The 25,152-nt window shown below is 60.9% G+C and carries 22 protein-coding genes; 1 reads left to right on the top strand and 21 read right to left on the bottom strand.

Translation table 11 applies throughout. The annotated features are described in order from the left end of the window. The first annotated feature begins 404 nt into the window (after positions 1-404). Positions 405-1,586: an FprA family A-type flavoprotein gene (locus tag ISF27_RS00820; RefSeq protein WP_194608240.1), complete on the top strand. Its 1,182-nt coding sequence runs from the start codon at positions 405-407 to the stop codon at positions 1,584-1,586. Positions 1,587-1,712: 126 nt separating this feature from the next. Here ISF27_RS00820 and hemZ read toward each other — a convergent pair whose 3' ends face one another. The 21 genes from hemZ to ISF27_RS00720 form a co-directional block, all read right to left on the bottom strand. After that, positions 1,713-3,248, bottom strand: coding sequence for a coproporphyrinogen dehydrogenase HemZ (gene hemZ / locus ISF27_RS00815; RefSeq protein ID WP_194608237.1), 1,536 nt, complete (start codon positions 3,246-3,248; stop codon positions 1,713-1,715). Continuing rightward, a complete protein-coding gene (locus ISF27_RS00810) occupies positions 3,245-3,928 on the bottom strand; it encodes an MBL fold metallo-hydrolase (RefSeq protein ID WP_194608236.1) in 684 nt (227 codons plus the stop codon). The genes hemZ and ISF27_RS00810 overlap by 4 nt, the downstream gene beginning before the upstream one ends. 144 nt (positions 3,929-4,072) lie before the next feature. Continuing rightward, positions 4,073-6,367 (bottom strand): RelA/SpoT family protein, encoded by a 2,295-nt coding sequence (locus ISF27_RS00805; RefSeq protein ID WP_194608234.1) that lies wholly within the window; start codon positions 6,365-6,367, stop codon positions 4,073-4,075. A gap of 27 nt (positions 6,368-6,394) precedes the next feature. Then, positions 6,395-6,898 (bottom strand): adenine phosphoribosyltransferase, encoded by a 504-nt coding sequence (locus ISF27_RS13180; protein ID WP_328701507.1) that lies wholly within the window; start codon positions 6,896-6,898, stop codon positions 6,395-6,397. After that, a complete protein-coding gene (locus tag ISF27_RS00800; protein WP_194608232.1) occupies positions 6,783-9,554 on the bottom strand; it encodes a YfhO family protein in 2,772 nt (923 codons plus the stop codon). The genes ISF27_RS13180 and ISF27_RS00800 overlap by 116 nt, the downstream gene beginning before the upstream one ends. Beyond that, positions 9,551-10,840, bottom strand: coding sequence for a PLP-dependent aminotransferase family protein (locus tag ISF27_RS00795; protein ID WP_194608230.1), 1,290 nt, complete (start codon positions 10,838-10,840; stop codon positions 9,551-9,553). Before ISF27_RS00795 ends, ISF27_RS00800 begins: the two co-directional genes overlap by 4 nt. A gap of 102 nt (positions 10,841-10,942) precedes the next feature. Further along, positions 10,943-12,016, bottom strand: coding sequence for a [FeFe] hydrogenase H-cluster radical SAM maturase HydE (gene hydE / locus ISF27_RS00790; protein ID WP_194608228.1), 1,074 nt, complete (start codon positions 12,014-12,016; stop codon positions 10,943-10,945). 9 nt (positions 12,017-12,025) lie between these two features. Then, positions 12,026-12,277, bottom strand: a complete 252-nt coding sequence (locus tag ISF27_RS00785; RefSeq protein ID WP_194608226.1) for a TM1266 family iron-only hydrogenase system putative regulator — start codon at positions 12,275-12,277, stop codon at positions 12,026-12,028. Further along, complete coding sequence (locus ISF27_RS00780; RefSeq protein ID WP_194608225.1) at positions 12,274-13,086, bottom strand: ABC transporter ATP-binding protein; 813 nt, start codon at positions 13,084-13,086, stop codon at positions 12,274-12,276. The genes ISF27_RS00785 and ISF27_RS00780 overlap by 4 nt, the downstream gene beginning before the upstream one ends. Before the next feature lies 1 nt (position 13,087). After that, positions 13,088-13,228, bottom strand: a complete 141-nt coding sequence (locus ISF27_RS00775) for a hypothetical protein (RefSeq protein WP_194608223.1) — start codon at positions 13,226-13,228, stop codon at positions 13,088-13,090. Beyond that, positions 13,225-14,235 carry a FecCD family ABC transporter permease gene (locus ISF27_RS00770; RefSeq protein WP_207727358.1) on the bottom strand — a complete coding sequence of 337 codons (1,011 nt, stop codon included), beginning with the start codon at positions 14,233-14,235 and terminating at the stop codon, positions 13,225-13,227. The genes ISF27_RS00775 and ISF27_RS00770 overlap by 4 nt, the downstream gene beginning before the upstream one ends. 14 nt (positions 14,236-14,249) lie before the next feature. After that, positions 14,250-15,494, bottom strand: a complete 1,245-nt coding sequence (locus tag ISF27_RS00765) for an ABC transporter substrate-binding protein (protein ID WP_194608220.1) — start codon at positions 15,492-15,494, stop codon at positions 14,250-14,252. After that, positions 15,494-16,714 carry a nitrogenase component 1 gene (locus ISF27_RS00760; RefSeq protein WP_194608218.1) on the bottom strand — a complete coding sequence of 407 codons (1,221 nt, stop codon included), beginning with the start codon at positions 16,712-16,714 and terminating at the stop codon, positions 15,494-15,496. The genes ISF27_RS00765 and ISF27_RS00760 overlap by 1 nt, the downstream gene beginning before the upstream one ends. Continuing rightward, entirely contained in the window at positions 16,711-18,120 is a 1,410-nt protein-coding gene (locus ISF27_RS00755; RefSeq protein WP_194608216.1) for a nitrogenase component 1, read from the bottom strand. The genes ISF27_RS00760 and ISF27_RS00755 overlap by 4 nt, the downstream gene beginning before the upstream one ends. Continuing rightward, on the bottom strand, positions 18,117-18,902 hold the full coding sequence (locus tag ISF27_RS00750) for a nitrogenase iron protein NifH (protein ID WP_194608214.1): 786 nt from the start codon (positions 18,900-18,902) through the stop codon (positions 18,117-18,119). The genes ISF27_RS00755 and ISF27_RS00750 overlap by 4 nt, the downstream gene beginning before the upstream one ends. A 430-nt stretch (positions 18,903-19,332) precedes the next feature. Next, positions 19,333-20,040 carry a V-type ATP synthase subunit D gene (locus ISF27_RS00745; RefSeq protein ID WP_194608212.1) on the bottom strand — a complete coding sequence of 236 codons (708 nt, stop codon included), beginning with the start codon at positions 20,038-20,040 and terminating at the stop codon, positions 19,333-19,335. 12 nt (positions 20,041-20,052) lie between these two features. Continuing rightward, complete coding sequence (locus ISF27_RS00740; protein WP_194608210.1) at positions 20,053-21,426, bottom strand: V-type ATP synthase subunit B; 1,374 nt, start codon at positions 21,424-21,426, stop codon at positions 20,053-20,055. A 1-nt stretch (position 21,427) separates the two neighbouring features. Beyond that, positions 21,428-23,197 (bottom strand): V-type ATP synthase subunit A, encoded by a 1,770-nt coding sequence (locus ISF27_RS00735; RefSeq protein WP_194608207.1) that lies wholly within the window; start codon positions 23,195-23,197, stop codon positions 21,428-21,430. Positions 23,198-23,215: 18 nt separating this feature from the next. Next, complete coding sequence (locus ISF27_RS00730) at positions 23,216-23,548, bottom strand: V-type ATP synthase subunit F (protein ID WP_194608205.1); 333 nt, start codon at positions 23,546-23,548, stop codon at positions 23,216-23,218. Then, positions 23,541-24,509 carry a V0D/AC39 family V-type ATPase subunit gene (locus ISF27_RS00725; RefSeq protein WP_194608203.1) on the bottom strand — a complete coding sequence of 323 codons (969 nt, stop codon included), beginning with the start codon at positions 24,507-24,509 and terminating at the stop codon, positions 23,541-23,543. Before ISF27_RS00725 ends, ISF27_RS00730 begins: the two co-directional genes overlap by 8 nt. Positions 24,510-24,533: 24 nt before the next feature. Then, entirely contained in the window at positions 24,534-25,130 is a 597-nt protein-coding gene (locus ISF27_RS00720; protein WP_194608201.1) for a V-type ATP synthase subunit E, read from the bottom strand. Positions 25,131-25,152 lie beyond the last annotated feature (22 nt).

Below are 25,152 nucleotides of genomic sequence, written 5' to 3'. Positions count from 1 at the left end.
AAACATCTGGGAGGATCCTCGGAGATGCCGCCAACACGGCCGGCCCTATGCCACTTCAGCACGGGCTGGCCTTATTTTTTTGTCCCTGCCCGGCACTTGCAGGGGGGAAATGCGGGGGGTAAACAATACCTCGGGGCTCCGGCAGTCACATTTTTTTCCGCAAAGCCAACACAGGCGGGCGATTTTATGCTATGATTTCTGCGAAAATGTAACTGTTCAGCCCATGCCGGGGAGGATCCGAAAAAGCAGCCGCCTGCAGGCGGTTTTGCGGGTACTTTCCGGGATTTGGCCGTGCGCCGCAGGCGCCCGGAACCCGAGACAGGTTCAGAACAGCTACCGAAAGATATGAAAACGCAGGGCGCCCCGCGTCGCCGGGGAATTTCCGTCGGAGAAAGGAATCTGTCATGGAAGCAGCTGATTGCAGGGTAACTGATGACATTCGTTATGTGGGAGTCAATGACCATGAGATTGACCTCTTTGAATCCCAGTTCGCGGTTCCTCGCGGCATGGCTTACAATTCTTATGTGATTCTGGATGACAAGATCGCGGTCATGGATGCAACCGCAAGGGAATTCGGCGGGGAGTGGCTCGCGAACATCGAGCGGGTCACCGGCGGAAAGGCGCCGTCCTACCTGATCGTCCAGCACATGGAACCGGATCATTCCTATAATATCCAGGCTTTTGTGGAGAAGTATCCTGACGCGCAGGTCGTGGGCAACGCGAAAACCTTCGCGATGATCGGCCAGTTCTACGGCCTGGACAGCCTGAAAAAGATTGTCGTAAAAAATGGCGACACGCTGGAGCTGGGGCACCACACCCTGACCTTCATCTTTGCCCCGATGATTCACTGGCCGGAGGTGATGATGACCTGGGACAGCCGGGACAAGGTCTTCTTCTCCGCGGACGCCTTCGGAAAGTTCGGGGCAAATGACGTCGAGGATCCTGATGGCTGGGCCTGCGAGGCGCGCCGGTACTATTTCGGCATCGTCGGAAAGTACGGCATGCAGGTGCAGACGCTTTTGAAGAAAATTTCCTGCCTGGAGATGAAGACCATCTGCTCCCTCCACGGCCCCGTGCTCACCGGAGACATTTCCGAATACCTGAATCTCTATCTCACCTGGTCCGCGTATAAGCCGGAGGAGCCGGGCGTGACCATCGCGTATTCCTCCGTCTACGGGAACACCAGGGAGGCGGCGCTCCGGCTCGCGGACATGCTGAAAGCGGGGAACTGCCCGAACGTCTCCGTCTTCGATGTCTCCCGCGACGACATCCACGAGGCTGTTGAGGACGCTTTCCGCTACAGCAAGCTGGTTCTCGCCACAACGACCTACAACGCGGACATTTTCCCGACGATGCGGACCTTCATCGAGAACCTTACCGAGAGGAATTACCAGAACCGGACGGTAGCCCTGATCGAGAACGGCAGCTGGGCGCCGATGGCGGCCAAGGTAATGCGCGCCCTCCTGGAAAAGAGCAAAAATATCACGTTCACGGAGACAACCGTGACGCTGAAATCCGCCCTGAACGCGGAGAGCGAGGAGGCGCTCCGGAAGCTGGCGGACGAGCTCTGCCGGGACTGGCAGTAAATAAAACTTAAAGCAAAAAGAAGGCGGAGAACCTATCCAACCGGACCGGGCTCTTCGCCTTCTTTTTCTCTCGCGGCAGTTCAGCACAGGCGGGAACCGGCATAAACCACGCCGTCCCCATTTTTCTCACGCGCGGCAATCACGAAGTTCCCGGAAGCGCCGCTCTTTTCTCTCCATCATCTCCTGAACATTCGCGATGTAGGTGGCGACATCCTTACAGTTCTCCGCCCGCTCAATCCGGTTTTCCTCCGGAACCAGGAACTTCGACGTTGTCCCGGCACCGCAGGCGAGGATCGTCTGCTTCTCCTCCATAATCAGGACATTATAGAGGCACTCTTTCCCCGGAGCCGCGTAGCCGGTATTCTCAAAATTGCCGGCCATGTTCTTCTGGCGATAGAGATAATACGGCGAAAGCCCCATCTCACGGGCCGCCTCCGCGGTCATTTCAATCATCTCCTGCGTATTCACAATCCGGACATCCCTCCACTGCGCCCGCTGGACATTGAGGCGGGCGGCCCGTTTGACCGCCAGTGAGTGGACGGTCAGGCTGTCCGGGGCGAGCTCGCGGATTTTGCCCAGCGTCCGCGCGACATCCTCCGGATTCTCCCCCGGAAGGCCGCAGATGATATCCATGTTGATGTTGTCAAAGCCCAGCTCCCGCGCCATGTGGAACTTCCCGATCACCTCCTCCACCGTATGCCGCCGGCCGATCAGATCCAGGGTTGCCTGGTTCATGGTCTGGGGGTTGATGGAGATCCGGCTGATGCCGTGGGCGCGGAGGACACGGAGCTTCTCCTCCGTGATGCTGTCCGGGCGGCCCGCCTCGACGGTAAATTCGCGGAGCCGGTCCAGGGAGAAGGTTTCCCCGATCTCTGTGAGCAGCCGGTCCAGGTGCTCCGGATCCAGGGCGGTCGGCGTCCCGCCGCCGATATAGATCGTCTCGGGACCACGCCCCGGCTCGCTCCCGCCCGTCCGCTCCGCCAGATAATGCATTTCCCGGAAAAGGGCATCAAAATAGCTGTCCAGCCTGTCCTTCCACGCGCCGATCGGGAAGGAAGTGAACGAACAGTAGAGGCAGGTGGTCGGGCAGAACGGGATGCCCACATAGAGGCTCCAGCCGTGCACCGCGTCGAGGCCGGAGATCATCCGCTTCTCCCGCTCGGCGACCGCGAGGCAGAGGGCGATCTTCTCCCCGCTCGTGTAGTAGTCCTCCCGCATTTCTTCCCGGATTTCCCGGCTGTCCCGGCCATCCAGGAGCGCGGTGAGGGCGATCTTGGTCGGGCGGATGCCGGTCAGCGTGCCCCAGGGGAGCTCCCGCCCGGTGATTTCCCGGCAGAGCCGGTAAAGGGTGCGCTTGATTTCATTCTTCGCGGATTTCCGGACAGCAAAATCCGGCTGGCAGGACCTGGTCCAGGTCTTTCCGGCAGCCTCCGCCGGGAATTCGCCAGGATAGGCCTCCGGATGGAGATCCGTATCCCCGGATTGTTCCGGAAAGCTGAGCGAGAGGATAAAGGCACTGCCCTCCCGCTCACCACGGCAGACCAGGGAAGCGCCCGCAGCCTCCTCCTCGGTGTGCACAAAGCCGTGTCCGGGGAAATACGCCATCAGCAGCTCCCGGATGTCCTGCTCAAAGGCATTGTCCTCGAGAATCAGCGCGATCATGCTTCCGCCTCCCCGTCCGCACGGGCGCTGTCTTCCGGGTAATTCCCGGCAGACAGGGGATTTCCCGCCCGCTCATCGGCGATTGTCGTGAAGCCCATATGGCCTGGGAATACTTTGGTCGCCGCCGGCAGCCTGAGAAGGATATCCCGCACGGAGTGCACCATCTCCCGCTCACTCCCCGTCGGCATATCGGTGCGCCCGTAGGACTGGGCAAACAGGGTATCGCCGGAAAAGAGGACGCCGGCCTCAGGCAGATAGTAGCAGCAGGAGCCGGCGGTATGGCCGGGCGTCCAGATGACACGGATTTTTACCCCGGCCAGGACAAATTCCTCCCCGTCCGTGAGGTAGCGGCTGGCATCCAGCGTAAATCCCTGCCCGCCGCCGAACTCGGCGGTGAGGTTCGCCTCCGTATCGTGCAGGACTGCCTTCTCCCGGTCGAGCGCCCAGACCGGTACCTGGATCTGCTTCTCCAGTTCGGAAATGCCGCTGATGTGGTCCGCATGCCCGTGCGTGAGGAGGATCGCCTGCGGATGCATTTCCATGCGCCTTACCTCCCGCGCAATCCGCTGCGCGTCGCCGCCGGGATCCAGGATAAATCCTTCTTTCGTATCCTCATTGGCTGCGAGATAACAGTTGGTGCCGATCACGCCTACCATGAGGCGCTTTAACATGAGTCCCATAATCCTCCTTTATCCCCGGCAAAATGCCGGGCAAGCGAATTTGCTAAGTTCGAACTGCGCTTACGCTTGTTAAGTGCTCTGCATAATCGCAAATGCCCACCGCCTTCCCCGGCAGTGGGCAGCTTCTCTCTCGGTTTTCCAGGATCAGCCCGCGTTCCGGACAATATCCAGAACGCCTTCAATCTGGCGGAGTTTTTCCGTCAGTTCGTTCAATTCCTCCTTGCCGTGAATGTCAAAGGTCATGATGATCGTCGCCTTGCCCTGACGGCTGGTGGTGACATTCATGGAGGTGATGTCGATCTGTTTTTCCGTAAATACCTTGGAAATATCCACAAACATGCCGATGCGGTTGTTCGCGATGATGCGGATCTCGGTGGCATATTTCTCCATGCCGGTCAGATGCTCCGGCGCCTGCCATTCCGCCTCGATGATGCGGCTCCGCTCCTCCTCCGGGAGCTTCGCGAGGTTGATGCAGTCGCTCCGGTGGATCGTGATCCCGCGCCCTCGGGTGATGAAGCCGACGATATCGTCACCCGGCACCGGATTGCAGCACTTTGAGAAGCGCACTGCAAGGTCCCCGAGCCCCTTGACCACGATACCGCTCCTCGATTTTCCCTTTGCCACAACCGGCATCTTGTTGCCGTCCGCGGCGATGGTATCGAGGATGGTCTCATCGGTCTCCTCACGCTTTTTCTGCTTGTTGCGCTCCTCGACCATCTTGTTGATGATCTGGCCTTCCTTGATCCCGCCATGCCCGACAGAGGCCAGCACAGACTCCCAATCCCGGTAGGAATAGCGCTGCAGCACCTTCTGGACGCACTCCGGCTTGTTGATCTCATTGAAATCGATGCCGTGCGCCCGGCAATACCGGTCGATCATGTCCCGGCCCCGCTGGATATTGTCCGCCCTGAGCTCCGCCTTGAACCACTGGTTGATCTTGTTCTTGGCCTGTGTGCTCTTCACCAGCTTCAGCCAGTCGCGGCTCGGTCCCTTGGAATTCTGGGAGGTGATGACCTCCACCCGGTCGCCGTTCTGGATCTTGTAATCGATCGTCACGAGGCGCCCGTTGACCCTGGCGCCAACCATCTTGTTGCCGACAGCGCTGTGAATCGCGTAAGCGAAATCAATGGGCGTCGATCCGGCGGGCAGGTTCTTCACATCGCCCGTCGGGGTGAAGCAGTAGACACTGTCCTGGAAGAGGTCAAGGTCACTTTTCAGGAGGTTCATGAACTCCTTGTCATCGGACATGTCCTGCTGCCACTCGAGAATCTGGCGCAGCCAGGAGAGCTTGGCCTCGGTGTTGTCGATATTGGCCGCCTCGCCGCTGCCGGATTCCTTGTACTTCCAGTGTGCCGCAATACCGTATTCCGCCGTGCGGTGCATCTCAAAGGTGCGGATCTGGATCTCGAAGGGCTCGCCGCTCTTGCTGATCAGCGTCGTGTGGAGCGACTGGTACATATTCGGCTTCGGCATCGCGATGTAGTCCTTGAACCTGCCGGGGATCGGCTTGTACATCTCGTGGATGACGCCGAGCGCCGCATAGCAGTCCTTGACCGTATCGACGATGATGCGGACGGCAAACAGGTCGTAAATCTGGTCGATGGTCTTGTTCTGGTTGACCATCTTCTTGTAAATGCTGAAGTAGTGCTTGACCCTGCCCTCGATCTTGCAGTGGATCCCCTGCTCCTTCATCTCCGCGGAGACCTCGCCCATAATGTGGTGGACGAACTCCTCCCGGTTCTCACTCCGCCTCGCGACCTGCTCCTTGAGGCTCTTATATACCTCCGGTTCCAGGTACATGAGGGAGAGGTCATCGAGCTCGGTCTTGATCTTGCTGATGCCCAGACGATCCGCGATCGGCGCGTAGATATCCATCGTCTCCCGGGCCTTCTCTTTCTGCTTCTCCGGCTTCATGTACTGGAGCGTCCGCATATTGTGCAGGCGGTCGGCCAGCTTGATCAGGATCACCCGGATATCCTTGGCCATGGCAAGGAACATTTTCCGGAGGTTTTCCGCCTGGATCTCGATCTTGTCCTTGTGCCAGGAGATCTGGGTCAGCTTGGTGACGCCGTCGACCAGATTCGCAACCTCCTCACCGAATTCTTTCTTGATGTCGTCGTAGGTCACCTCGGTGTCCTCGACCACATCGTGCATGATCCCGGCGGCGATAGTCTCCTTGTCGAGCTCGAGATCCGCCAGGATGATCGCGACGCAGAGCGGGTGGATAATATAGGGCTCCCCGGATTTTCTCTTCTGGTCCTTATGGGCGGTCTTCGCCACCTCATAGGCCTTCTCGATCATGCTGATGTCGTCCGAAGGGTGATAGCGGCGGATGGCCGCAATCAGCTGCCGGTAGAGCACCTCCGGATCCGTGAAATCCGCCGGGGACTCAATCACTCTCTCCTGCTTCGGAGTCTGGCTGCGGTCTTTTTCCTCCATGTATCATCCCTCTTTCCCAATCTGTGATTATTTTCCCGGATAGGTGATCAGTGAAGCGACATCATAGCTGCTGAGCTTCTTCCTGCCTTCCAGTCCGGCGAGCTCCATGACGAACGCGATCTTCACAACCTCGCCGCCCATCTCCCGGACCAGCTTGCAGATCGCCTCCATCGTACCGCCGGTGGCAATCAGGTCGTCAATGATGACCACCCTCGTGCCGGGCTTGATGGCATCCTTGTGGATCTCCAGCTCCGCGGAGCCGTACTCCAGGTCATATTTCACGGAAACAGTCTCCGCGGGGAGCTTCCCCTTCTTGCGGACCGGGACAAATCCCTTGTGGAGCTTATACGCCACCGGCACGCCGAAGATGAACCCGCGGGATTCCGGGCCGAGGACGAGATCAAAATCGCAGTCCTCAACCGCCTTCGCCAGGCCGTCCACCGCCATCGTGAGTCCGTCCGGATCCTTCAGGATCGTCGTGATGTCCCGGAATATGATCCCCGGCTTCGGGAAGTCCGGGATGCTCCGCACATATTCTTCCAGTTTCTTTGCCATAATCATCAGCCCTCTCTTTTTTCGTGAGACTCCGGAGACGCAGCCGCCCCCGCGTGCCATTTCCCCCCTGCCGGCGTTTCCCCGCCGCTCTCTTCCCCCGGAGGATGTGCTCTGCCTGCCAGGCAGCTCCGAGGAGCAAAAGCCCCGACAGGGAAATGCAGATGCCCGGCCGGAAGCCCTGCGGGGTATAGCAAAGCGCAATCGTGTGTGTGCCGGCCTCCAGATCGATGCCGCTGAACGCGTCAAACATCTTATATATTATACTCTTGTTTCCGTCAATAGTCACCCTCCAGCCGCTGTCGTACGGGATCGACAGGAAGAGCGTCCCCGCCTCCCGCATCGTGACCTCGCCGGTGATCCTCGAATCCTTCCACTCCGTCACGGTCATGGTCTCCTGCGACAGGGTATCACACACCTTCGCCAGGCTGTCATAATTAAAACGGTAGACGGCCGCGCGGAGATCCTGGTTCTCGGGGTCATCCGCCCGGAGCGTCACCATTTCCCCCGCGGAGAGCCAGCCGGTCTCAACAAAGAAGCCGCGGTTCACATTGGAAATCTTCTCCGAGCCGGCATCCTTCTCCAGCTCCACCTTCTTGACGGCGCTGTTGCCCACATAGATATAGTACTCGCCGGATTGGTCCGCGGTGAAGGTCACGGTACTTCCGCTGTCGTCCGCGCTCACCATATCCAGGACGTCCCGGGCGCCCAGCGCGTTCGCAAAATCATTCTGCACCGCCGCCGGATCCTTCTGCTTGTAATCCCAATGATCGGCAAAGCCGCCCGGAAGGCCGAAGCCCAGGGGGAGGACATACTCATTCTCATAGAGGGACATCGCATCGAGCTCCTGCAGGAGATGCATGTGGGGATTGTCCGTCTGCGTCTTCGTCAGCGTATACTGTGTCGCGAACAGGGCGTCCGTGAGAGGCGTCGCCCCGACGGTGGAGTAGGCGTTGGTTGAGCCCTCGCAGCCGAAAGAGCGGAAGAAATCGGTGACCCCGGCGCTTGCCACCGAGGAAAACAGCGACGAAGTGGGGAAATTCATCCAGGCGCCGTCATTTTTCGTCCTCGCCTTGACCTTGTCGATCCGGTAGAAGCCATATCTGGCGGAGAGATCCGAGGTCAGCATCGCGATGGCACTGTCATCCGCCTTGTAGGTGGTCCGGTTAGTCGTCGGGACGCTGGTGACCGCCGTGTTGATGAGGGATTCCGCGATGACGAGCGCGAAGGCCGATGCCCCCAGGATCCTGCGTATCCCCTGCCTCGTCATGCGGTAGTACAAAAGCAGGGCGTAGAGGCCGAGAAGAAGCATCGCGCCGTACCAGGCGCCGTCATGGAACGCGTCATCCGTGACCAGCTTCTGCCCGAGCAGCACAAAGCCCATGGCGGCGGCAAAGGCGGTTCCCAGAAGGCGCGCGGGCAGTTTCCGGAGATCCAGGTAAGCCCTCGCCGACATCGTCAGCAGGAGAAAAATATAGATAAAGGACTGCCTCGACGGCAGGCTGTTGGGATAATGGAAGCCATGCCAGATAAAGTTCAGGACATTGACCGAAAAGCTCGCGTAAAACACCACGAGCAGGACGCCGTACACACATTTTTCCCGAAGGGAGACGCGCCTGTCCATAAAGTACAGCGGGATGAACAGGAAGACGGCCGTGCTGCAGAAGACGTTCGGCCAGTGGTCAAGGCCTTCCTCCACCTCCACGCCGCAAAGATGGCGCGCGATCATGTCAAAAATCGGGAAATAGGTCTCCACGGTCTTCGGAAAATCGAAATCTCCGGATGCCGTCGACCTGAGCGCCGCGATCTCCGGGAGGAGGATCGCCGCCGCCATCATCCCCGCAAGGAGGGAATACAGCGCAAAACGGAGCATGTCCACCAGAACCGCCCGGGGGGACTTCCCCGGTTTCAGGATTTCAAGGGAGATGGCATAGATCACCATGAAGATGCAGATCATGATGGAGATATAATAATTGGAAAGGATGGAGAGCCCGAGCGTCACCGCGTAGAGGAACGGCTTCCCCGCAAAGACCAGCCGCTCCAGCCCGTACATGATCAGCGGGAACAGCCAGATACAGTCCAGCCACATGATGTTCCAGCTGTATGCCGCGATATACCCGGAGAGAGCATAGAAAACGCCGAAGAACGACGCCCCGACAAACCGGCGTCCGAAATGCTTCTGGATGTACCAGGTGAAGGTGAGGCCGCAGAGGCCGATCTTCAGGACAACCAGCGAGGTGATGAACTCGATCACATGCGCCTTCGGGCAGAGGATGATGAGCCAGTTGGCCGGGCTCGCCAGATAGTAGGCGTAGAGCGCCGAGAAATTGACCCCCATGCCCACATCCCAGCTGTAGAATAGGCTTTTCCCGTGCTGGAGCTTGTACTGGAACTCCGAGAAAAACGGCGCGTACTGGTGATAGAGGTCCGTCCGGAGAAAGCTGTTGCTCCCGAAGGGGTAGATCCCCCTCAGGGCAAAGACCACAATCATGACCAGCACCGGAATCAGGAAGGACAGCAGGAGGCTGTCGCCCGGCTTAACCTCCGGAAGATATTTCCAGACAGAGAGCCGGCGGGGGCGGACCTGGTCCGCCCCCGAATTCTCCCTGCCTGAGGTGTGGGAATCCTCAATCATCCTTCTCTCTCCTCAAGGATCTTATCAATGCTGACGATCTTCACGGAAAGCGCAAAGATCTCCGCCGCCGTCTTCAATTCACTGAGAGACGGATAGGACGGTGCCACGCGGATCGTGGAATCCTTCGGATCCTTGTGGTACGGGAACGGCGCTCCCGCGTCGGTCATCTTGACGCCCGCCTTCTTGCAGCGCGCGATGATCCGCGCCGCGCAGCCGTCCAGCGAAGTGAAGCAGATGAAGTAGCCGCCTCTCGGCTTTGTCCAGCTGCCGATCTCGAGGCCGCCGAGTTCCCTCTCCAGGATCTCCTCCACCGCCTCGAACTTCGGGCGCAGGATCGCCGCATGCTTCTTCATGTGCTCATGCATGCCGTCGATATCGCGGAAGAAGCGGACATGGCGCAGCTGGTTCACCTTATCGTGGCCGATGGTCTGCACCCGCAGCTGCCTCCGGATATCCTCCAGATTATTGTGGGAGGCGGCAATCGCCGCGATGCCCGAACCCGGGAAGCTGATCTTCGAGGTGGACGAGAACTTGTAGACAATGTCCGGATTTCCAGCCTTCAGGCACTCGTTGAGAATCTCCGGCACCTCATCGTGCTCCTCATAGAGGTGATGGATGCTGTAGGCGTTATCCCAGTAGATGCGGAAATCCGGCGCGGCGGGCTTCAGATGAGCGAAGCGGCGCACAACCTCATCGGAATAGGAATTGCCGGTCGGGTTGGAATACTTCGGGACGCACCAGATCCCCTTGACTGCCGGATCCGTGGAGACCAGTTCCTCCACCATATCCATATCCGGCCCGTCAGCCAGCATCGGCACGTTGATCATCTCGATGCCGAAAAATTCCGTGATCGCAAAGTGGCGGTCATAGCCGGGAACCGGGCAGAGGAATTTCACCTTGTCCAGCCTGCACCAGGGCGTATTGCCCATGACGCCGTGGGTCATAGAGCGGGAAATGGTATCGTACATAACATTCAGGCTGGAGTTTCCATAGATGATGACATGATCCGGCGTAACCTCCATCATGTCCGCGATCAGCTTCTTCGCCTCGCTGATGCCGTCCAGGACGCCGTAATTGCGGCAGTCCGTCCCATCCTCGCAGCGGAGGTCGCTGTCACTGTTCAGGACATCCATCATCCCCATGGAGAGATCAAGCTGCTCCGGGCAGGGCTTCCCCCTGGACATATCCAGATGCATATCCTGATCCTGGAAGCCGTGATATTTTTGAGAGAGCTCCTTGCGGAGAGCTCTCAGTTCATCTGTTGACATTTCAGAATAAGCTGCCATCGATCTTACCTCCTGCTTGTCATCAAATCCTGTCTGTTCAGAAATTCCCTGTCATCATAGCATGGAAAAAGTTCACAGACAAGAACAAATCCGCAGAAGCGTTCAGCATCCCGCGGCCCTGTCTTTTTTCTCCCAGCCGGGGGCGTCCCCACGGGAGCGGGAAATCGTCCTGCCGATCGCGGCCATCCTTCTCTCCATGCAGGCGCTGCACATCGCGGCATCCTCGCCGGTACAGATCTTGCCGTCGTAGAGGAGATATTTTCCCCGGTTCTCCACCGGGGAGACGTTCGGCATGATGACATTTGCCCCCGCGAGGATCCCCTTCTCCCTCCCCTTCGGGTCGAGCGTGCCGAGCGCCGTGGTCGCCGGGATCAGCGCCTCCGGGAACATCAGGCGGAGGACGCCGAGCATGAACAAGGTGAGCTCCACCGTCCCCGCCGGGAAATCCCGGAACGGCGTGTCCTTGTGCGGAATAAACGGGCCGATGCCGATCATCTCCGGCTGAAGCTGCCTGAGGAACAGGAGATCCTGCACGAGATCGTCTGTCTGCTGGTACGGCGCCCCGAGCATCATGCCGGCACCCACCTGGTAGCCGATCGACTTGAGGTCGAGAAGGCAGCGGATGCGGTTCTCCAGGAGCTGGTTTGCCGGTTTCAGCCTCTTATAGAGGGAAAATGACGCCGTCTCGTGCCGGAGCAGGTAGCGGTCTGCCCCCGCGTCGTAATATCTCTGGTAAGATTCCCGGGATTTTTCCCCGATGGACAGGGTGACCGCCATCTCCGGAAACTCCCGGCGGATGTCCCGGACAATGCCGCAGATCTCCTCATCGCTGTACGCCGGATCCTCCCCGCTCTGGAGCACCACGGTCCGGAAGCCGAAGGAATGCGCGCGCCCCGCGCAGGTGAGGATCGCCTCCCGGCTCATCCGGTAACGCTCCGCCTTCCCGTTTGACCGGCGGATGCCGCAGTAATTGCAGTCCGACGCACAGTAATTGCTGAACTCAATGATCGCCCTGAGGTAGACCTCATCGCCGAAGACGGCATGGCAGCGCTCTCTCGCCAGGGAAAAGAGATATTCCGCTTCCTCCGGATTGCGCTCATCGATCAGCGGGGCGTATTCCTCCGGCGGAAGCTGCCCCTTCCCATAGAGTTCCCTGATCCGTTCTCTCTCTGTCATACCCTTTCCTCATTTCTTCGCGTACGCGGTCTTCACGCTGATGCCCTCGATGCGCCCGATCTGCCCGGTCAGGGCGCTGGTCACGGTCTCCGGGGCGTCGATGGCAACCGCGATGAGAAACAGCCCCTTCTCCCGGTAGGGAATCCCCATCCGCCCGACGATATAGGCATTGCAGGCGTGCAGAAGCTCGTTAAGCCTCCCGGTTTTCTCCGGATCCTCGACAATGATAGACAGCATGGCAATTCTCGATTCTTCTTTCATCCGTTCTCTCCTTCTTCGCGGAATCCCGCGGGGATCAGGGAGACCAGGGTCTTTCCCCGGTACTCCGCCTCCGCGCGGACCACCTCGACGCCGAATGCCGCCCGCATGTTCTCCCCGGTCAGGACCTCCTCCGTGGGACCGGACAGGGCGCGGCCATTTTCCAGGAAAAGCAGCGTCCTGTCCGCCGTATCTAATGCGTGTTCCGGATAGTGCGTGTTGAAGATGACCAGCAGGTTTCGCTCATGGGCGAGCTTCCGGATCAGGCCGAGCACCATCAGCTGGTTCCGGAAATCCAGCCCGGTCTCCGGCTCGTCCATGATGAGAAGCTCCGGCTCCGAGGCGAGCGCCCGGGCAATCAGGGTCATCTGGAGCTGCCCGCCGCTGATCTCCCCGCAGTTTTTTCCGCGGATCCCCAGGACGCCCGCCATCGCCATGGCTTTCTCCGCTGCCTCGATATCGCGCCTGCCCGGCTGTCCGAAAAGGCCCAGATAGGCTCCGCGGCCGAGGAGGACATTTTCCTCGACCGTGCAGGGAAATGCCTGCCGCCCCGCCTGCGGCACATAGGCGGCCCGCCGCCAGAACCGGCGCCCGCCGGCGGACGCCGGATCCGCGGGTTTCCCATCGAGATAAAGCCCGCCGGAGGTCCAGCGCCGGAATCCGAGCAGGCAGCGGAGCAGCGTGGTTTTCCCGATGCCGTTCTTCCCGAGAATTGCCCAGGCCTCGCCGGAATACGCGGTGAGGGAGATATTTTCCAGAAGCGGCTTTCCCTTCTCATAGGAAAATGCCGCGTTTCTCAGTTCCAGTTTCATTTCAAGGTTCTTCCTTTCCGCCGCCGGGCAAAACCGTGCCGTAAAACCGCGCCCAGCTCCGGGCAGCTTCCGGCGTCATGGCGCCGCGCCCCGTTTCAGTTTGCCTCCGGTACCATGGCGCCGCGCCCCGCTTCCGGCTCATGCCCGGATCCCCCCGGTTTTCCGGAGCAGCAGGATAAAGAGCGGCGCGCCGATCACCGAGGTCAGGATGGAGACCGGGATCTCGGCTTTGGCGGCGCAGCGGGCTGCGGTGTCCACCACGAGGAGGAACAGCGCCCCCGCCACCATGGATGCCGGGATGATCCGCCGGTTGTCATTGCCCACCGCCATCCGGACAAGATGGGGAACCAGGAGCCCGACCCAGCCGATGACGCCGCAGAGGGAGACCACCGCCGCCGTGACCGCCGCGGAGGCGCCGATGACCAGCCCCCGCACGAGCGGAAGGTTCAGTCCGAGCGACCTCGCCTCGTCCTCCGAGAGGGACAGCGTGTTCATCCGGAAGCGCAGAAGCCAGAGAAGCAGGGTGCCCGCCATGATCAGCGGGGCGCCGAACAAAAGGGACCGGAAGGTGGTTCCCGAGAGGGAACCCATCAGCCAGAAGGTGATGGCCGGAAGCGTATCCTGGGGATCCGCCGCGTACTTGATGAGGGACACCAGCGCGGAAAACAGGGCGCTGATCACCATCCCGGCGAGGATCACCATCATCATCGACCGGCGCCCGCTCCCGCCCTCCGCCGTGACGAGGAAGACGAGGGCGACAGCCGCTATGCCGAAAACCAGGGCGAAGAGCTGCACGCCGAGGGCGGGCAGGCCGAGGAGAAGGCCGAGGGCCGCGCCGAACGAAGCGCCATTGGCCGTTCCCAGGGTGTCCGGGGTCGCCAGGGGATTGGAGAATAAGCTCTGGAACGTCGCGCCGGAGACCGCCATCCCGCAGCCCGCAAGCATCGCCAGGAGGATGCGGGGAAGCCGCACTTTAAAAATGACCGTCCGGTCATTGGGCGGCACCCCGGGTGCCCCCGCCAGGGCGCGGAGAACCGCCGCCGGGGCGATCCGGTACTGCCCGAGGCAGAGGGCAGCCGCCGCGAAGCCAAGGAGCAGGATCAGGCCGCCCGCCCAAAGGAGGCGGTAATTTCTCATTTCTCTCAACATCCGGACCTCCGGGATCAGTTATTCAGCTTCCCGCCTGACGGATCCGGGTTGAACATGCTCTCCACCTGCTGATCCGTCAGCGTGATGCCGTAGATATCGCGATAATAGGACACGGTGTCCGCCTTCACATCAAGATCCCCGAAGAGATCCGGATAAACCTTCTGGGCGAGCCACTCCAGGGTAATCGGGGTATCAACCCCGGGTGTGTAGCTCCGGTAGGTGCCGAGCGGCATTTTGTATACCCGGCCGTCCCGGACTGCCTTCACCGTGCTCCAGTCGTCACTGCCGACCGCATTGTTCAGCAGGTCCTCCGGCTTTGTCTGCGTGAAGTTGGTCAGGATGATGACATCCGGATTCCAGCTGTACACCTGCTCCATGGTGATCGGCGCGTTCCGGTTTTCCCCGGCGATCTCCTCCGCCGCATTCTTCGCGCCGACGGCATCGCACCACCACTGGCCGAAGAAATGCTTCCCCGAGGTGATCATCTGCTGGTCATCGTACTGGAACAGGAACAGCACCTTCTGCCGGTCCTCATCGGCAAGCCCGCTGACCTTCGCCTGGATCGCGTCGTATTTCTCCCCGCTGTAGCCGCTGACCTTCTTTGCCCTGTCCTCCCCGCGATCCGGGTAGATCTGCGCGAGAAGCCCGGTCCACTCTTCGTAGGTCCGGATGCAGTCATAATCCCACTTGCTCGGGGAAATGGCGACCGCCGTGAGGCCCGCATTTTCCAGGGTCTTGATCTCTGCATCGTTCCCGGCGCTCACGAAGACCACCTGCGGGTCGAGCGCCATAAGCGCCTCCACATTGACGTCATTCCCGGAAAGGATGTCCGTATCGACGTCCAGGATCTCGGGGTAGAGCTCGGAGAGCACGCTGTTTTTCGCGGCATTCATGCTGGCCGGCTCCATCGCGACAAGGCTCTTCGCCGAATTGAGATAGACCGTGAGTGCCGCCGCCATCGGGTAAATGTCCAGGACCGCGGCCCTCTCGGGATTGACGGGAACGGTGACCTGCCGGTCCGCCTCGTCCGTAACCGTCACCGTCCCCGCGCCCTCAGCCGCGCTTCCGGCAGAATTTCCGGCCGCCGCCACACCCCCGGTTCCGCTTTCCGCTGTGCTGCCGGCCGCACCTCCAGCCGCGGCATCCGCCTGCGTGCTTCCGGACGCGCCCGTTCCGGCCGCCGCGCCGCAGGCCGCAAGGTTCAGGGTCAACGACGACGCGAGAAGCACCGCCGCCAGGGTAAGAATATGCTTTTTCATCAGACTTTCCTCTCCTCTTTCTTTCCGTAAGTCAAAAGCTTGCCGGGATCAAAGCCGTCCCCGCAGAACCCGGGAATCAGCTCCCGGAAAATGCGCCCCGAATACCCCTCATGGGGGAAGGGCACAAAGGTTTTCTCCCTGCCGCGCAGCGCGCTTCGAAAGAGCGGATCCGCGATCACCCGGTCCGCGGCGCCGATTTTCTCCAGAAGGACATCCTCGTCCAGCCCCTCGTCCACATCCGGCGAGAGCGTATCCACCAGAAATCCCGGATTTTCCCCCGCGCTGTCGAGAAGCCCACGGGCGAGGCTTCCGGCAAAAACCGGTTCCCCGACGATGAGGATCCTCGGCGCCCCCGGAGCCGGGGGCTTTTTTCCCGTAAAGGCCAGGGCTTCCCCGCCGCGCCCTGAGGCGACCTCCCCGTCTCCGCAGGCCGAGCGGTTTTTCCCGTCTTCCTGGGAGCGGCGGACCGCCTCGGCGATCCGGCCGGCCATCGATGCCCCCACCGGCGTTCCCAGCACATAAGGGATGCCCGCCTTTGCCCGGAGGAATTTCGCCGGGAGAAGGCCCGCAGAGGAGACCACAACGTTCACCGAGGCGCGCAGGGCGCCCTGAAGGTTCTCAAAGGCATCCCCCATGGCGAAGGTGCCGTTCACGGCAAAGCCCCGGTCGGTAAATGCGCGGATCATGGCGGAGACATTTTCCATCCGGGAAAAGTCAATCGGAGTCACCCCGAGAAGGTTGATCCGGTTTTTCTCCGGTTTGAGATCCTTCCGGGCGAACCGGCGGAGCCACTCCCGGAGCGCGAGGCCGGCACCGGAGGTGTAGAGCCGGAGGCCGTCGGTCGGCACAGGGAGCACGGGGATGCCGCATTTTTCCTCGATGAGGCGCGCGACCCCGCGGAAATCGAACGCGATAATATGCGGGATCGATGCCCCGCACAGGGTAATAAACCGCGGCGAAAGGTCCGCTGCCGCCGCGAGGACGTCCCGGATGACCACCGAATCATCCCCGAGGACCGCGGTAATCTCATCGAGACCGGAGACGTACATCAGGGAATCGCTGTCATACCAGCGTGGCTCGTCGTGCGTGGTGTAGGTACTGTTGCAGCCGCTCGGATCGTGGAGGATGGTCATCCCGCCGAGCTCATACATCGCGGAGCAGACGCCGGAGACATCCGCCGTGTAGGTCGAGGTGAATACATGCACATGCCAGTCCCTCATGCCCTCTCCTCCTGTTCCGTCTGCCGCTCCCTGGCGCAGATGTCTGTGAAATACGGCCCTGCGCGCCAGCCCTTCTGCTGGACAAGCTCCCGGAGCGGCTTCTCCTCCACGGCCGCCTCCGCCATCAGCCGGAAGAGCCTCCGGATGCCGCGGTAGCCGTAGAGGCCGTCATTCTGTGTCATATTGACAAAATATCCACATCCCGCGAAATACGCGCTCTTCTGCCCGACCGCGAGCAGCTTCCCGCTGTGCTCCCGCCGGACACGGCGCATGTTCCAGCCGAGGGCGGAGTACACCTTAAGATCCGGCTTTTTCTCCCGCAGCCGCTCGAACACCTCCCTGGGTTCGGTGATGCTCTCAAGAAATACCGATTCGACGGAGAATCCGTGATCCAGCAGATAAAGGGCGAGCTCGAGCGGCCTGTCCACCGCCGTGTCATCCAGAGAAATGGCCGTGCCCGCGAGCGCCTTTCGGAGGGCTTCCGCCGCCTGCTCCGTCTCCCGGCGCTGCCGGCGGATTTCCTCCCCGGATGGCGCAGGGATCCCGAGGAGCGCGGAGGCTTCCGCCATGTCCTCGTCGATCGCGTCATAGTCATAGCCGTTCCGCATCGGCTTCCATGCCTGGCCGAGCCTGATCTGCAGATCCTTCGCCGCCGCGGCGCCCACCCCGTGGAACGTGAAATTCACCGGGGACGCCGCCTGACCGAGAAATTCCTCATAGGTCTTCATCGACGGAAGGTCAAGGACGCGGATGCCGTGCTCACGCAGATGGCAGTAGAGGTCGCAGTCCTCCGCCATCGGGAAGCAGTTTCCCAGGAAATTCGCCTGGCGCGGGTTCTTCTCCGCCTGCGGGAGCACCCGGGTGACCTGCCGCACCAGGTTCGGGAACGGCGGTTTCTGCCGCCGCATGATCGGATCCATGTAGCAGTCGATAAAATCGATATCCGGATATTCCTTCCGGAGAATCCGGTAGACCCGCTGGTAATTCACGGCCAGGAAGTGGTGAATGCAGCTCGTGAAGATCATCATCAGCCGGGGATGCTCCGGAAGGCTGTCAATGATCTTCTCCGTGCCGCGGAGGAGCTCCTCCTCCATGTCCCCGTCGAGAAGATTGTCCTCCCCGACCGTGATGGTCGAGAGCTTCTCCATGGCGCCCATCTCCGCCGTGGTCAGCACAACCCCGCGGAGACAGCTCGTGGGGCAGACATAAACCTGATGGCCGCCGGGCACGAGGGTTCCGTAGTGGACGATATTCCAGACACCGCGGCAGGGGCTGGAGTAGGCGATGCCGATATCCGCGTTGTAGGTGTACGCCATCTGCCCGATCAGCCGGAAGGCCGGGGATTCCGGCTTTCCGGACAGCCCGCGGATGGAAGCGGATTCCGGAGAAAGTGTTTTTCTGTTCACAGCCCGCCCTCCCCGCTCTCCAGCGGCCGGTCAATGCCGTGCCCGAGCATCCGCGCGGCCAGGGCATCCACCGCCTGCATATACGGACAGTCCGGATAGCGCTCCGCCGCGAGGGCTCCGGCCTCCTCCGCCAACGCGATATGGTTGTCCCGGGGGAGGTCCGCCGCAATCTCGGTGTGGATGTCCCGGCAGAGCGTTTCCACCTTTTCCCGCTCGTCCGGGACATTTCTCCGGTTCAGGATCACGCCGCCGACGGAGGCGTACCCGCGCTCGCGGAAATTTTCCACCGCCATCGCGATGTTCGCCGCCGCGTAGATCGCCATATTCTCCCCCGAGGTCACAATGTAGACCTGGTCCGCGTATCCCTCCCGGATCGGCAGCGCAAAACCTCCGCAGACGACATCGCCGAGCACATCGTAGATGACGACGTCCGGTTTCAGGACGGAAAATGCCTCCCGCTCCTCGAGCGCCTCAAAAGCCGCGGCGATCCCCCGGCCGGCGCAGCCGAGGCCGGGCATCGGCCCGCCGGATTCCGCGCAGATGATCCCTCGATATCCGGTGACGATGAGGTCGTCCAGCTCCGCGAGATCCCTCTTCTCCCGGAGAACATCCAGGATGGCCGGAATCCGCTTTCCCCCGTGCAGATAGAGGGTAGAATCCGCCTTCGGATCGCAGCCGATCTGGAAGACCCGGAGCCCCCTGCGGGCAAATGCGCAGGACAGGGCTGTCGCCGTCGTGGATTTCCCGATGCCACCCTTCCCGTAGATCGCAAAACGATACATAAGCTGTCCTTTCTGTCGGTTTTTGGGTACACGAAATACAGTGCCGGAACATGCGGTATCCGCCATCTTCCGGGACTGCTCCCTGTATTCCTGTCCTTCCGGCCGGCCCTGCCTACCGGTTGGACGATAAAATTGTCTCTGTGGGTGCCAAAAACATACCGTATTCGTTCAGAGCCCCGCATCCCGCGAAGCCGCGCCTCGCCGGACTCCCGCCCCGCCCTGCGGATAGCTGCTCCGCCAAGCTCGGACTGCGCTTTCGCCTGTCCTCGTCAAATGGCTGGTTATCGTTAAGTGCTCTGCGTAACAAAAAACAGGCTCCCAGGTAAGAATACCACAGGGAACCTGTTTTGTCTCTCGAAAATTCGCAAACGCCGCCGGCCGCAGAAGGCCGCCGGTCCGGCAGAAATGCAGAAGTCCCCGCCGCGGGGTCTCAGGCGCCGTCCGCCTCGAAGCGGGCTTCCGCCTCGTCCAGCCGCTCCTCGTTCTTCTCCCGGTAATGGTGTGCGTCCTCGAGCATCATGTCCTTCACCTTCATCAGGCGGATCTGCGTCGAGCGCTCATTCTCATCCAGCTTCATCGTGATGTACTTGATCGTCGCCCGCGCGTCCGGGATCGTCACATGCTCCAGGGCGTTCACGCGGCGGCGGGTCTTCTCAATCTCTGCCGCCATCAGCCGGCAGGCCTTCTCTGCCTCCGCCAGCTTCAGCATATCGGGAAAGACATCCGCCAGCGATTTCACCGCCCCGTCGAGGTCGCCCGACGTGAAGGCGAAGCCGTAGGAATAGATATCATTGGCATCCGCGGTCTTCGTCTTCGCCGTGAAGACGGGAATCTCCACACCCATGGCATTTTTCGTGCCAATGTCGAGGGAGACCGCCTGCTTCGGCGCCATCATCGCGGTGTTGAGCGTCTCGGCGTCCATGCCGGCCCGGGCGATGACAAAGTTCACATTGGCTTTCCGGATGCCGGCCTCGACCTTCCGGCGAAGGCGCATGTTCTCCCGCACGAGGTCAAAATACTGGCGCATCAGCTCGTCCCGCTTGTCCTTCAGGAGCTTATGGCCCCGGAGGGCCATGGAGAGCTTCGCCTTTGTCCTCGATAGCTCCATTCTGGTGGGAATGACCTGTGTTGCTGCCATAGCCCCACCTCCTTACACTTTGCCGTAATACTGGTCGAGGAATTTCTCGTTGATTCGCTTGAGCTCCGTTCTCGGCAGCATGGACAGGAGCTTCCAGCCGATGTTCAGCGTCTCCTCGATCGGGCGGTCATTCTCGTACCCCTGGGAGACATACTCCTTCTCAAAAGCGTCAGCAAAATTCGCGTATTTGATATCGACCTCGGTCAGCGCAGCCTCGCCGAGGATGGTCGCCAGCTCCTTGGCGTCCTTGCCGCGGGCGTAGGCCGCGAACAGCTGGTTCATCGTGTTGGAATGATCCGCGCGGGTCTTGCCCTCGCCGATGCCCTTATCCTTCAGACGGGACAGGGACGGGAGCACATCGATCGGCGGCTGGATGCCCTTGCGGTAAAGCTCACGGCTCAGGATGATCTGGCCCTCGGTGATGTATCCGGTAAGGTCGGGGATCGGGTGTGTCTTGTCGTCCTCCGGCATGGTCAGGATCGGAATCAGCGTGATCGAGCCGTCCCGCCCCCTCTGCCTGCCTGCCCGCTCATAGATGGTGGCAAGGTCCGTGTACATGTAGCCCGGATACCCGCGGCGCCCCGGAACCTCCTTGCGCGCGGCGGAAATCTCGCGCAGGGCATCGGCATAGTTCGTGATATCGGTCAGGATGACCAGGACGTGCATCCCCTTGTCGAAGGCGAGATACTCGGCAGCGGTCAGCGCCATCTTCGGGGTGGCGATCCGCTCAATCGCCGGGTCATTTGCCAGATTGACAAACATGACGGTCCGATCGATGGATCCCGCCTTCCGGAAGGATTCCACGAAGAAATTGGACTCCTCGAAGGTGATGCCCATCGCGCCGAAGACGACGGCGAATTTCTCGTTCTTGCCGAGAACCTTCGCCTGGCGGGCGATCTGTGCGGCCAGGTTATTGTGGGGAAGGCCGGACGCCGAGAAAATCGGCAGCTTCTGGCCTCTGACCAGCGTATTCAGCCCGTCGATGGCGGACACGCCGGTCTGGATAAACTCCTGCGGGTAAGCGCGGGCCACCGGGTTCATCGGGAGGCCGTTGACATCGCGGCGCTCCTCCGGCAGGATTTCCGGCCCGCCGTCGATCGGGCGGCCGAGGCCGTCAAAGACGCGGCCGAGCATATCCTCGGAGACACCGAGCTCCATGGAGCGCCCGAGAAAGCGCACCTTGCTGTTGGACAGGTTGATGCCGGTCGAGTTCTCGAACAGCTGGACGAGGGCATCTCCCCCGTCGATCTCCAGGACACGGCATCTTCTCTTCTCCCCGGAAGCGAGCTCGATCTCCCCGAGCTCGCCGTAGGCGACATCCTCGACACCGTGAACCAGCATCAGCGGCCCGGCCACTTCCTGTATGGTTCTGTATTCTTTAGGCATGTCAATCCTCCTTCTTAAGCGCCTCGCCGATCTCCTTCGCCAGCTGGCCGAGAACCGCCTCGTACTCTCCGTCGATCTTGTCCTCCGGAGTGTACTTGTATCGGCCGATCGCCTCACGGACGGGCAGGTCGATCAGGGGCTGCAGGGCACATCCCTTCTTCAGCGCCTCGCTGGACTGCTCATAATAGGCGATCACCAGCTTCGCCAGCAGATACTGCTTGCGGAGGGAGGTGTAGGTATCAATTTCGTCGAAGGAGTTCTGGTGCAGGAAATCCTCGCGGATCGACCGCGCCGCCTCCATCTTCAGACGATCCGGGGCGGACAGGGCGTCCATGCCGACCATCTGCACGATCTCATTGAGCTTGGACTCATCCTGCAGGATGGACATCATCTTCTGCCGGCTCTCCATCCAGTCCGGAGCAACCTCGCGGTCAAGCCATTTGCCGACCGTATCCAGATAGAGGGAGTAGCTGGTCAGCCAGTTGATCGCCGGGAAATGCCTCTGGTAGGCAAGGTTGGCGTCCAGGCTCCAGAATACCTTGACGATCCGGAGCGTCGCCTGGGATACCGGCTCGGAGATATCGCCGCCCGGCGGGGATACGGCGCCGATGACGGACAGCGCCCCGGTCCTGCCTTCGCTTCCGAGGGCGACCACATGGCCGGCACGCTCATAGAACTGCGCAAGGCGGGATCCCAGATAGGCCGGGTAACCCTCCTCGCCGGGCATCTCCTCCAGACGGCCGGACATCTCGCGGAGCGCCTCCGCCCAGCGCGAGGTGGAGTCCGCCATCAAGGCGACGGAATAGCCCATATCGCGGAAATACTCGGCGATCGTGATGCCGGTGTAGATTGACGCCTCACGGGCGGCAACCGGCATATCGGAGGTGTTCGCGATCAGGACGGTTCTCTCCATCAAGGATTTTCCCGTCTTCGGGTCGATCAGCTCCGGGAACTCATTCAGAACATCGGTCATCTCGTTTCCGCGCTCGCCGCAGCCGATGTAGACCACGATGTCCGCATTTGCCCATTTTGCCAGCTGGTGCTGGATGACGGTCTTGCCGCTCCCGAACGGCCCGGGAACCGCGGCGACACCGCCCTTCGCGATTGGGAAGAACATGTCGATGACTCTCTGGCCGGTGACCAGGGCTTCATCCGGCGGAAGCTTCTTGGCGTACGGCCGCTCGCGGCGGACCGGCCATTTCTGCATCAGGGTGAGCGGAACATCACCCTTCGCGGTCTCGATCACCGCCACCTTGTCGGTGACGTGGTATTTTCCTCCCGTGATCTCCTTCACGGTTCCGGTGACGCCGTAAGGAATCATGATCCGCTCCTCAACGACATCTGTCTCCTGCACCGTGCCGATCACGTCGCCCGGGACAACCGGATCCCCCGGCTTCGCCTTCGGCACAAATTCCCAGAGCCTGTCCCTCTTGAGGGACGGAACCTGGACACCGCGCAGAAGGTTATTGCTCCCGGTAACTTTCAGGATATCATCCAGCGGACGCTGGATGCCGTCGTAGATACTGCCGATCAGGCCGGGGCCGAGCTCGACGGACATCGGGGCGCCGGTGGATTCCACCGGCTCTCCCGGCTTAAGTCCCGCCGTTTCCTCGTAAACCTGGATGGACGCCTGGTCTCCGTGCATCTCGATGATCTCGCCGATCAGCTTCTGCTCGCTGACATGCACCACATCGAACATGTTGGCGTCCCTCATGCCGGTGGCAATGACCAGCGGCCCGGCGATTTTTTTAATCTTTCCTATGCTGCTCATCTGGACGAATTTCCTCCGTTAATCTTCATCTTCATCGTTTGAAAAGAGAATATCTGAGCCGACCGCCCGCTCGACCGTCTGCTTGACGCCCCGGATTCCGGCGCCCGTGTTGCCCGAAACCCCGGGAATCGGGATCACGGCCGGCGTGATCTGGTCCTCGTATTTCTCGATCTCCTTCTGGATCCGGGCGGCGAGGGCCTCGGTGATATAGATCACCCCGTAGCCGCTTCCGGCCATCTCCCTGAGCTTTTCCCCGCCTTCCTCGGCGGTGCTGACCGGGAAAATGTCAAGGCCCAGCGCGGCAAAGCCGTAGATACTGTCGTAATCGCCCAGAACTCCGATCTTAGCCATACATCTTCCTTACCCTTTCCCGGATCGAATCCTCCGGCAGCCCGTTCTGCTTTCCGGAGAGGATAATTCTCACCGTCTTGATCTCATTCTGTCTGGCAATCACCCACGCGATCACGGGTCCGATGGTAAACGCATTGTACTTCTGCGGGCTGATCGTCTCGATCATGCGGTTGTCGCACCAGCGCTCGAAGGCGGAATCCGACTGGGCAAGCGCCTCGCCTCCGCCGGCATAGTCCGTCTCCGCGAGGTAATCCCGGAGCGCTTCCTCCCCGGTCACCGCTGCCCGGACAAGCTTCCCCTCATCCAGCGTCCCGCACGGGGCGATGGCCCTGGACAGGAACTCCGCGGATTTTCCGGTCTTCTGCCCGCGGACCGCTGTGCGGATATCCGCGACCGCGACCGTGGATTCCGCGTAATCCCGGATCATCTGCTCCTTCGCCGCCTCCCCTGCCCGATGAATCGCGTCCAGGCAGGCGCGGTCGATGAGAATATCGCAGAGCTGGCCGTCCCCGGTATGGAGAAGCGTATCAAATGCCTCATGGGCGGCCTCCCGCATCATATCCGGAAGCTCGTCCCAGGCCTTCCGCGAGATCCGGTCGAGAAGCTCCTCCCCGGAGATCGCGGTGCCGCTGTAGAAGATATCGGCCACCGTCTTTCCCGTGGCAGCCGTCTTGACCGCCGCTTTCAGGTTGTGAAACTGCTTGGGCAGGGAGAGCACATCGAACTTGTCCATGCTGATGTGCAGATCCTTCACAACCTCCCAGATTTTCTCCTCCTCGCGCGCGAGAATCGCCTCGGCGGAAGGCTCCGCGCCCGGATCCCCCCAGCCGCGCTCCTCGAGAAACTGCAGGCACTGCCGGTAAGTCCCGCAGGCAATCAGCTGGTCAATCGTCTGGTCAGAAAAGAGGGAAACTTCCAGCGCACGGATCCTGGCGACCGCATAGGTATATTGTTCACTCATGAATACACCTCCTTGTCTGCCGCGTCATGAAAACAGGATTCTGCCTACTCTGTCCGAAAGCTCGTCCCTGCGCGCCTCGAACATGGCACCCAGCGAACAGTTCTCCTCAATTCCGCCGTACACCAGGATAAACCCGCCGCCGATCTCCCGCGTCTCCCTGGAGATCGTGAGGGATGAATGTTTCGCTTTCGCGATCTCCGCCACCCGCTCGGCAAATCCCGCCGGCATGGCATCCAGATCCTTTTTCGAGAGGATCATCTCCCCGTCGCGCCCGGAAAAGGCATAGCGGGAGAGCAGCCTGAGCAGCATCGGATAGTACTTATCGGACGGCATGGAGGTAAGCGCCCTCTCCGCGCTCTCCAGCACGCCGGCAATCATCTGCTGTTTCGCCGAGAGAAGCCTGGTACGGCGGTCCATATCCGCGGCGGAAGCCGTCCGCTCGGAGATGGAGGCGGCGTCCGTCTCCGCCTTCTTCAGGATCTTCTCCGCCTCACGGTTTCCCTCGGCTTCGGCCTCGCGGATGAGCGCATCGCCGTCCGCCCTCGCCTTTTCGATCGTCCCGTCGGCGGAAGCCCTGGCATCTGCCAGGATCCGGTCCTTAATCTTATCAATTCCTGCCATAACAAACCGCTCCTTTTCTATC

The sequence above is a fragment of the Clostridium vitabionis genome (genome assembly GCF_015351765.1).
Taxonomy (GTDB): domain Bacteria; phylum Bacillota; class Clostridia; order Lachnospirales; family Lachnospiraceae; genus Clostridium_R; species Clostridium_R vitabionis.
The sequence above is the reverse complement of the archived record's forward strand: the minus strand, read 5'-3'. Positions and strand labels throughout refer to the sequence as shown.

Coding starts and splice junctions, on each gene's coding strand:
- ISF27_RS00820 (WP_194608240.1), top strand. CDS start 405: ATGGAAGCAGCTGATTGCAGGGTAACTGATGACATTCGTTATGTGGGA.
- hemZ (WP_194608237.1), bottom strand. CDS start 3,248: ATGATCGCGCTGATTCTCGAGGACAATGCCTTTGAGCAGGACATCCGG.
- ISF27_RS00810 (WP_194608236.1), bottom strand. CDS start 3,928: ATGGGACTCATGTTAAAGCGCCTCATGGTAGGCGTGATCGGCACCAAC.
- ISF27_RS00805 (WP_194608234.1), bottom strand. CDS start 6,367: ATGGAGGAAAAAGACCGCAGCCAGACTCCGAAGCAGGAGAGAGTGATT.
- ISF27_RS00800 (WP_194608232.1), bottom strand. CDS start 9,554: ATGATTGAGGATTCCCACACCTCAGGCAGGGAGAATTCGGGGGCGGAC.
- ISF27_RS00795 (WP_194608230.1), bottom strand. CDS start 10,840: ATGGCAGCTTATTCTGAAATGTCAACAGATGAACTGAGAGCTCTCCGC.
- hydE (WP_194608228.1), bottom strand. CDS start 12,016: ATGACAGAGAGAGAACGGATCAGGGAACTCTATGGGAAGGGGCAGCTT.
- ISF27_RS00785 (WP_194608226.1), bottom strand. CDS start 12,277: ATGAAAGAAGAATCGAGAATTGCCATGCTGTCTATCATTGTCGAGGAT.
- ISF27_RS00780 (WP_194608225.1), bottom strand. CDS start 13,086: ATGAAACTGGAACTGAGAAACGCGGCATTTTCCTATGAGAAGGGAAAG.
- ISF27_RS00775 (WP_194608223.1), bottom strand. CDS start 13,228: ATGAGCCGGAAGCGGGGCGCGGCGCCATGGTACCGGAGGCAAACTGAA.
- ISF27_RS00770 (WP_207727358.1), bottom strand. CDS start 14,235: ATGTTGAGAGAAATGAGAAATTACCGCCTCCTTTGGGCGGGCGGCCTG.
- ISF27_RS00765 (WP_194608220.1), bottom strand. CDS start 15,494: ATGAAAAAGCATATTCTTACCCTGGCGGCGGTGCTTCTCGCGTCGTCG.
- ISF27_RS00760 (WP_194608218.1), bottom strand. CDS start 16,714: ATGAGGGACTGGCATGTGCATGTATTCACCTCGACCTACACGGCGGAT.
- ISF27_RS00750 (WP_194608214.1), bottom strand. CDS start 18,902: ATGTATCGTTTTGCGATCTACGGGAAGGGTGGCATCGGGAAATCCACG.
- ISF27_RS00745 (WP_194608212.1), bottom strand. CDS start 20,040: ATGGCAGCAACACAGGTCATTCCCACCAGAATGGAGCTATCGAGGACA.
- ISF27_RS00740 (WP_194608210.1), bottom strand. CDS start 21,426: ATGCCTAAAGAATACAGAACCATACAGGAAGTGGCCGGGCCGCTGATG.
- ISF27_RS00735 (WP_194608207.1), bottom strand. CDS start 23,197: ATGAGCAGCATAGGAAAGATTAAAAAAATCGCCGGGCCGCTGGTCATT.
- ISF27_RS00730 (WP_194608205.1), bottom strand. CDS start 23,548: ATGGCTAAGATCGGAGTTCTGGGCGATTACGACAGTATCTACGGCTTT.
- ISF27_RS00725 (WP_194608203.1), bottom strand. CDS start 24,509: ATGAGTGAACAATATACCTATGCGGTCGCCAGGATCCGTGCGCTGGAA.
- ISF27_RS00720 (WP_194608201.1), bottom strand. CDS start 25,130: ATGGCAGGAATTGATAAGATTAAGGACCGGATCCTGGCAGATGCCAGG.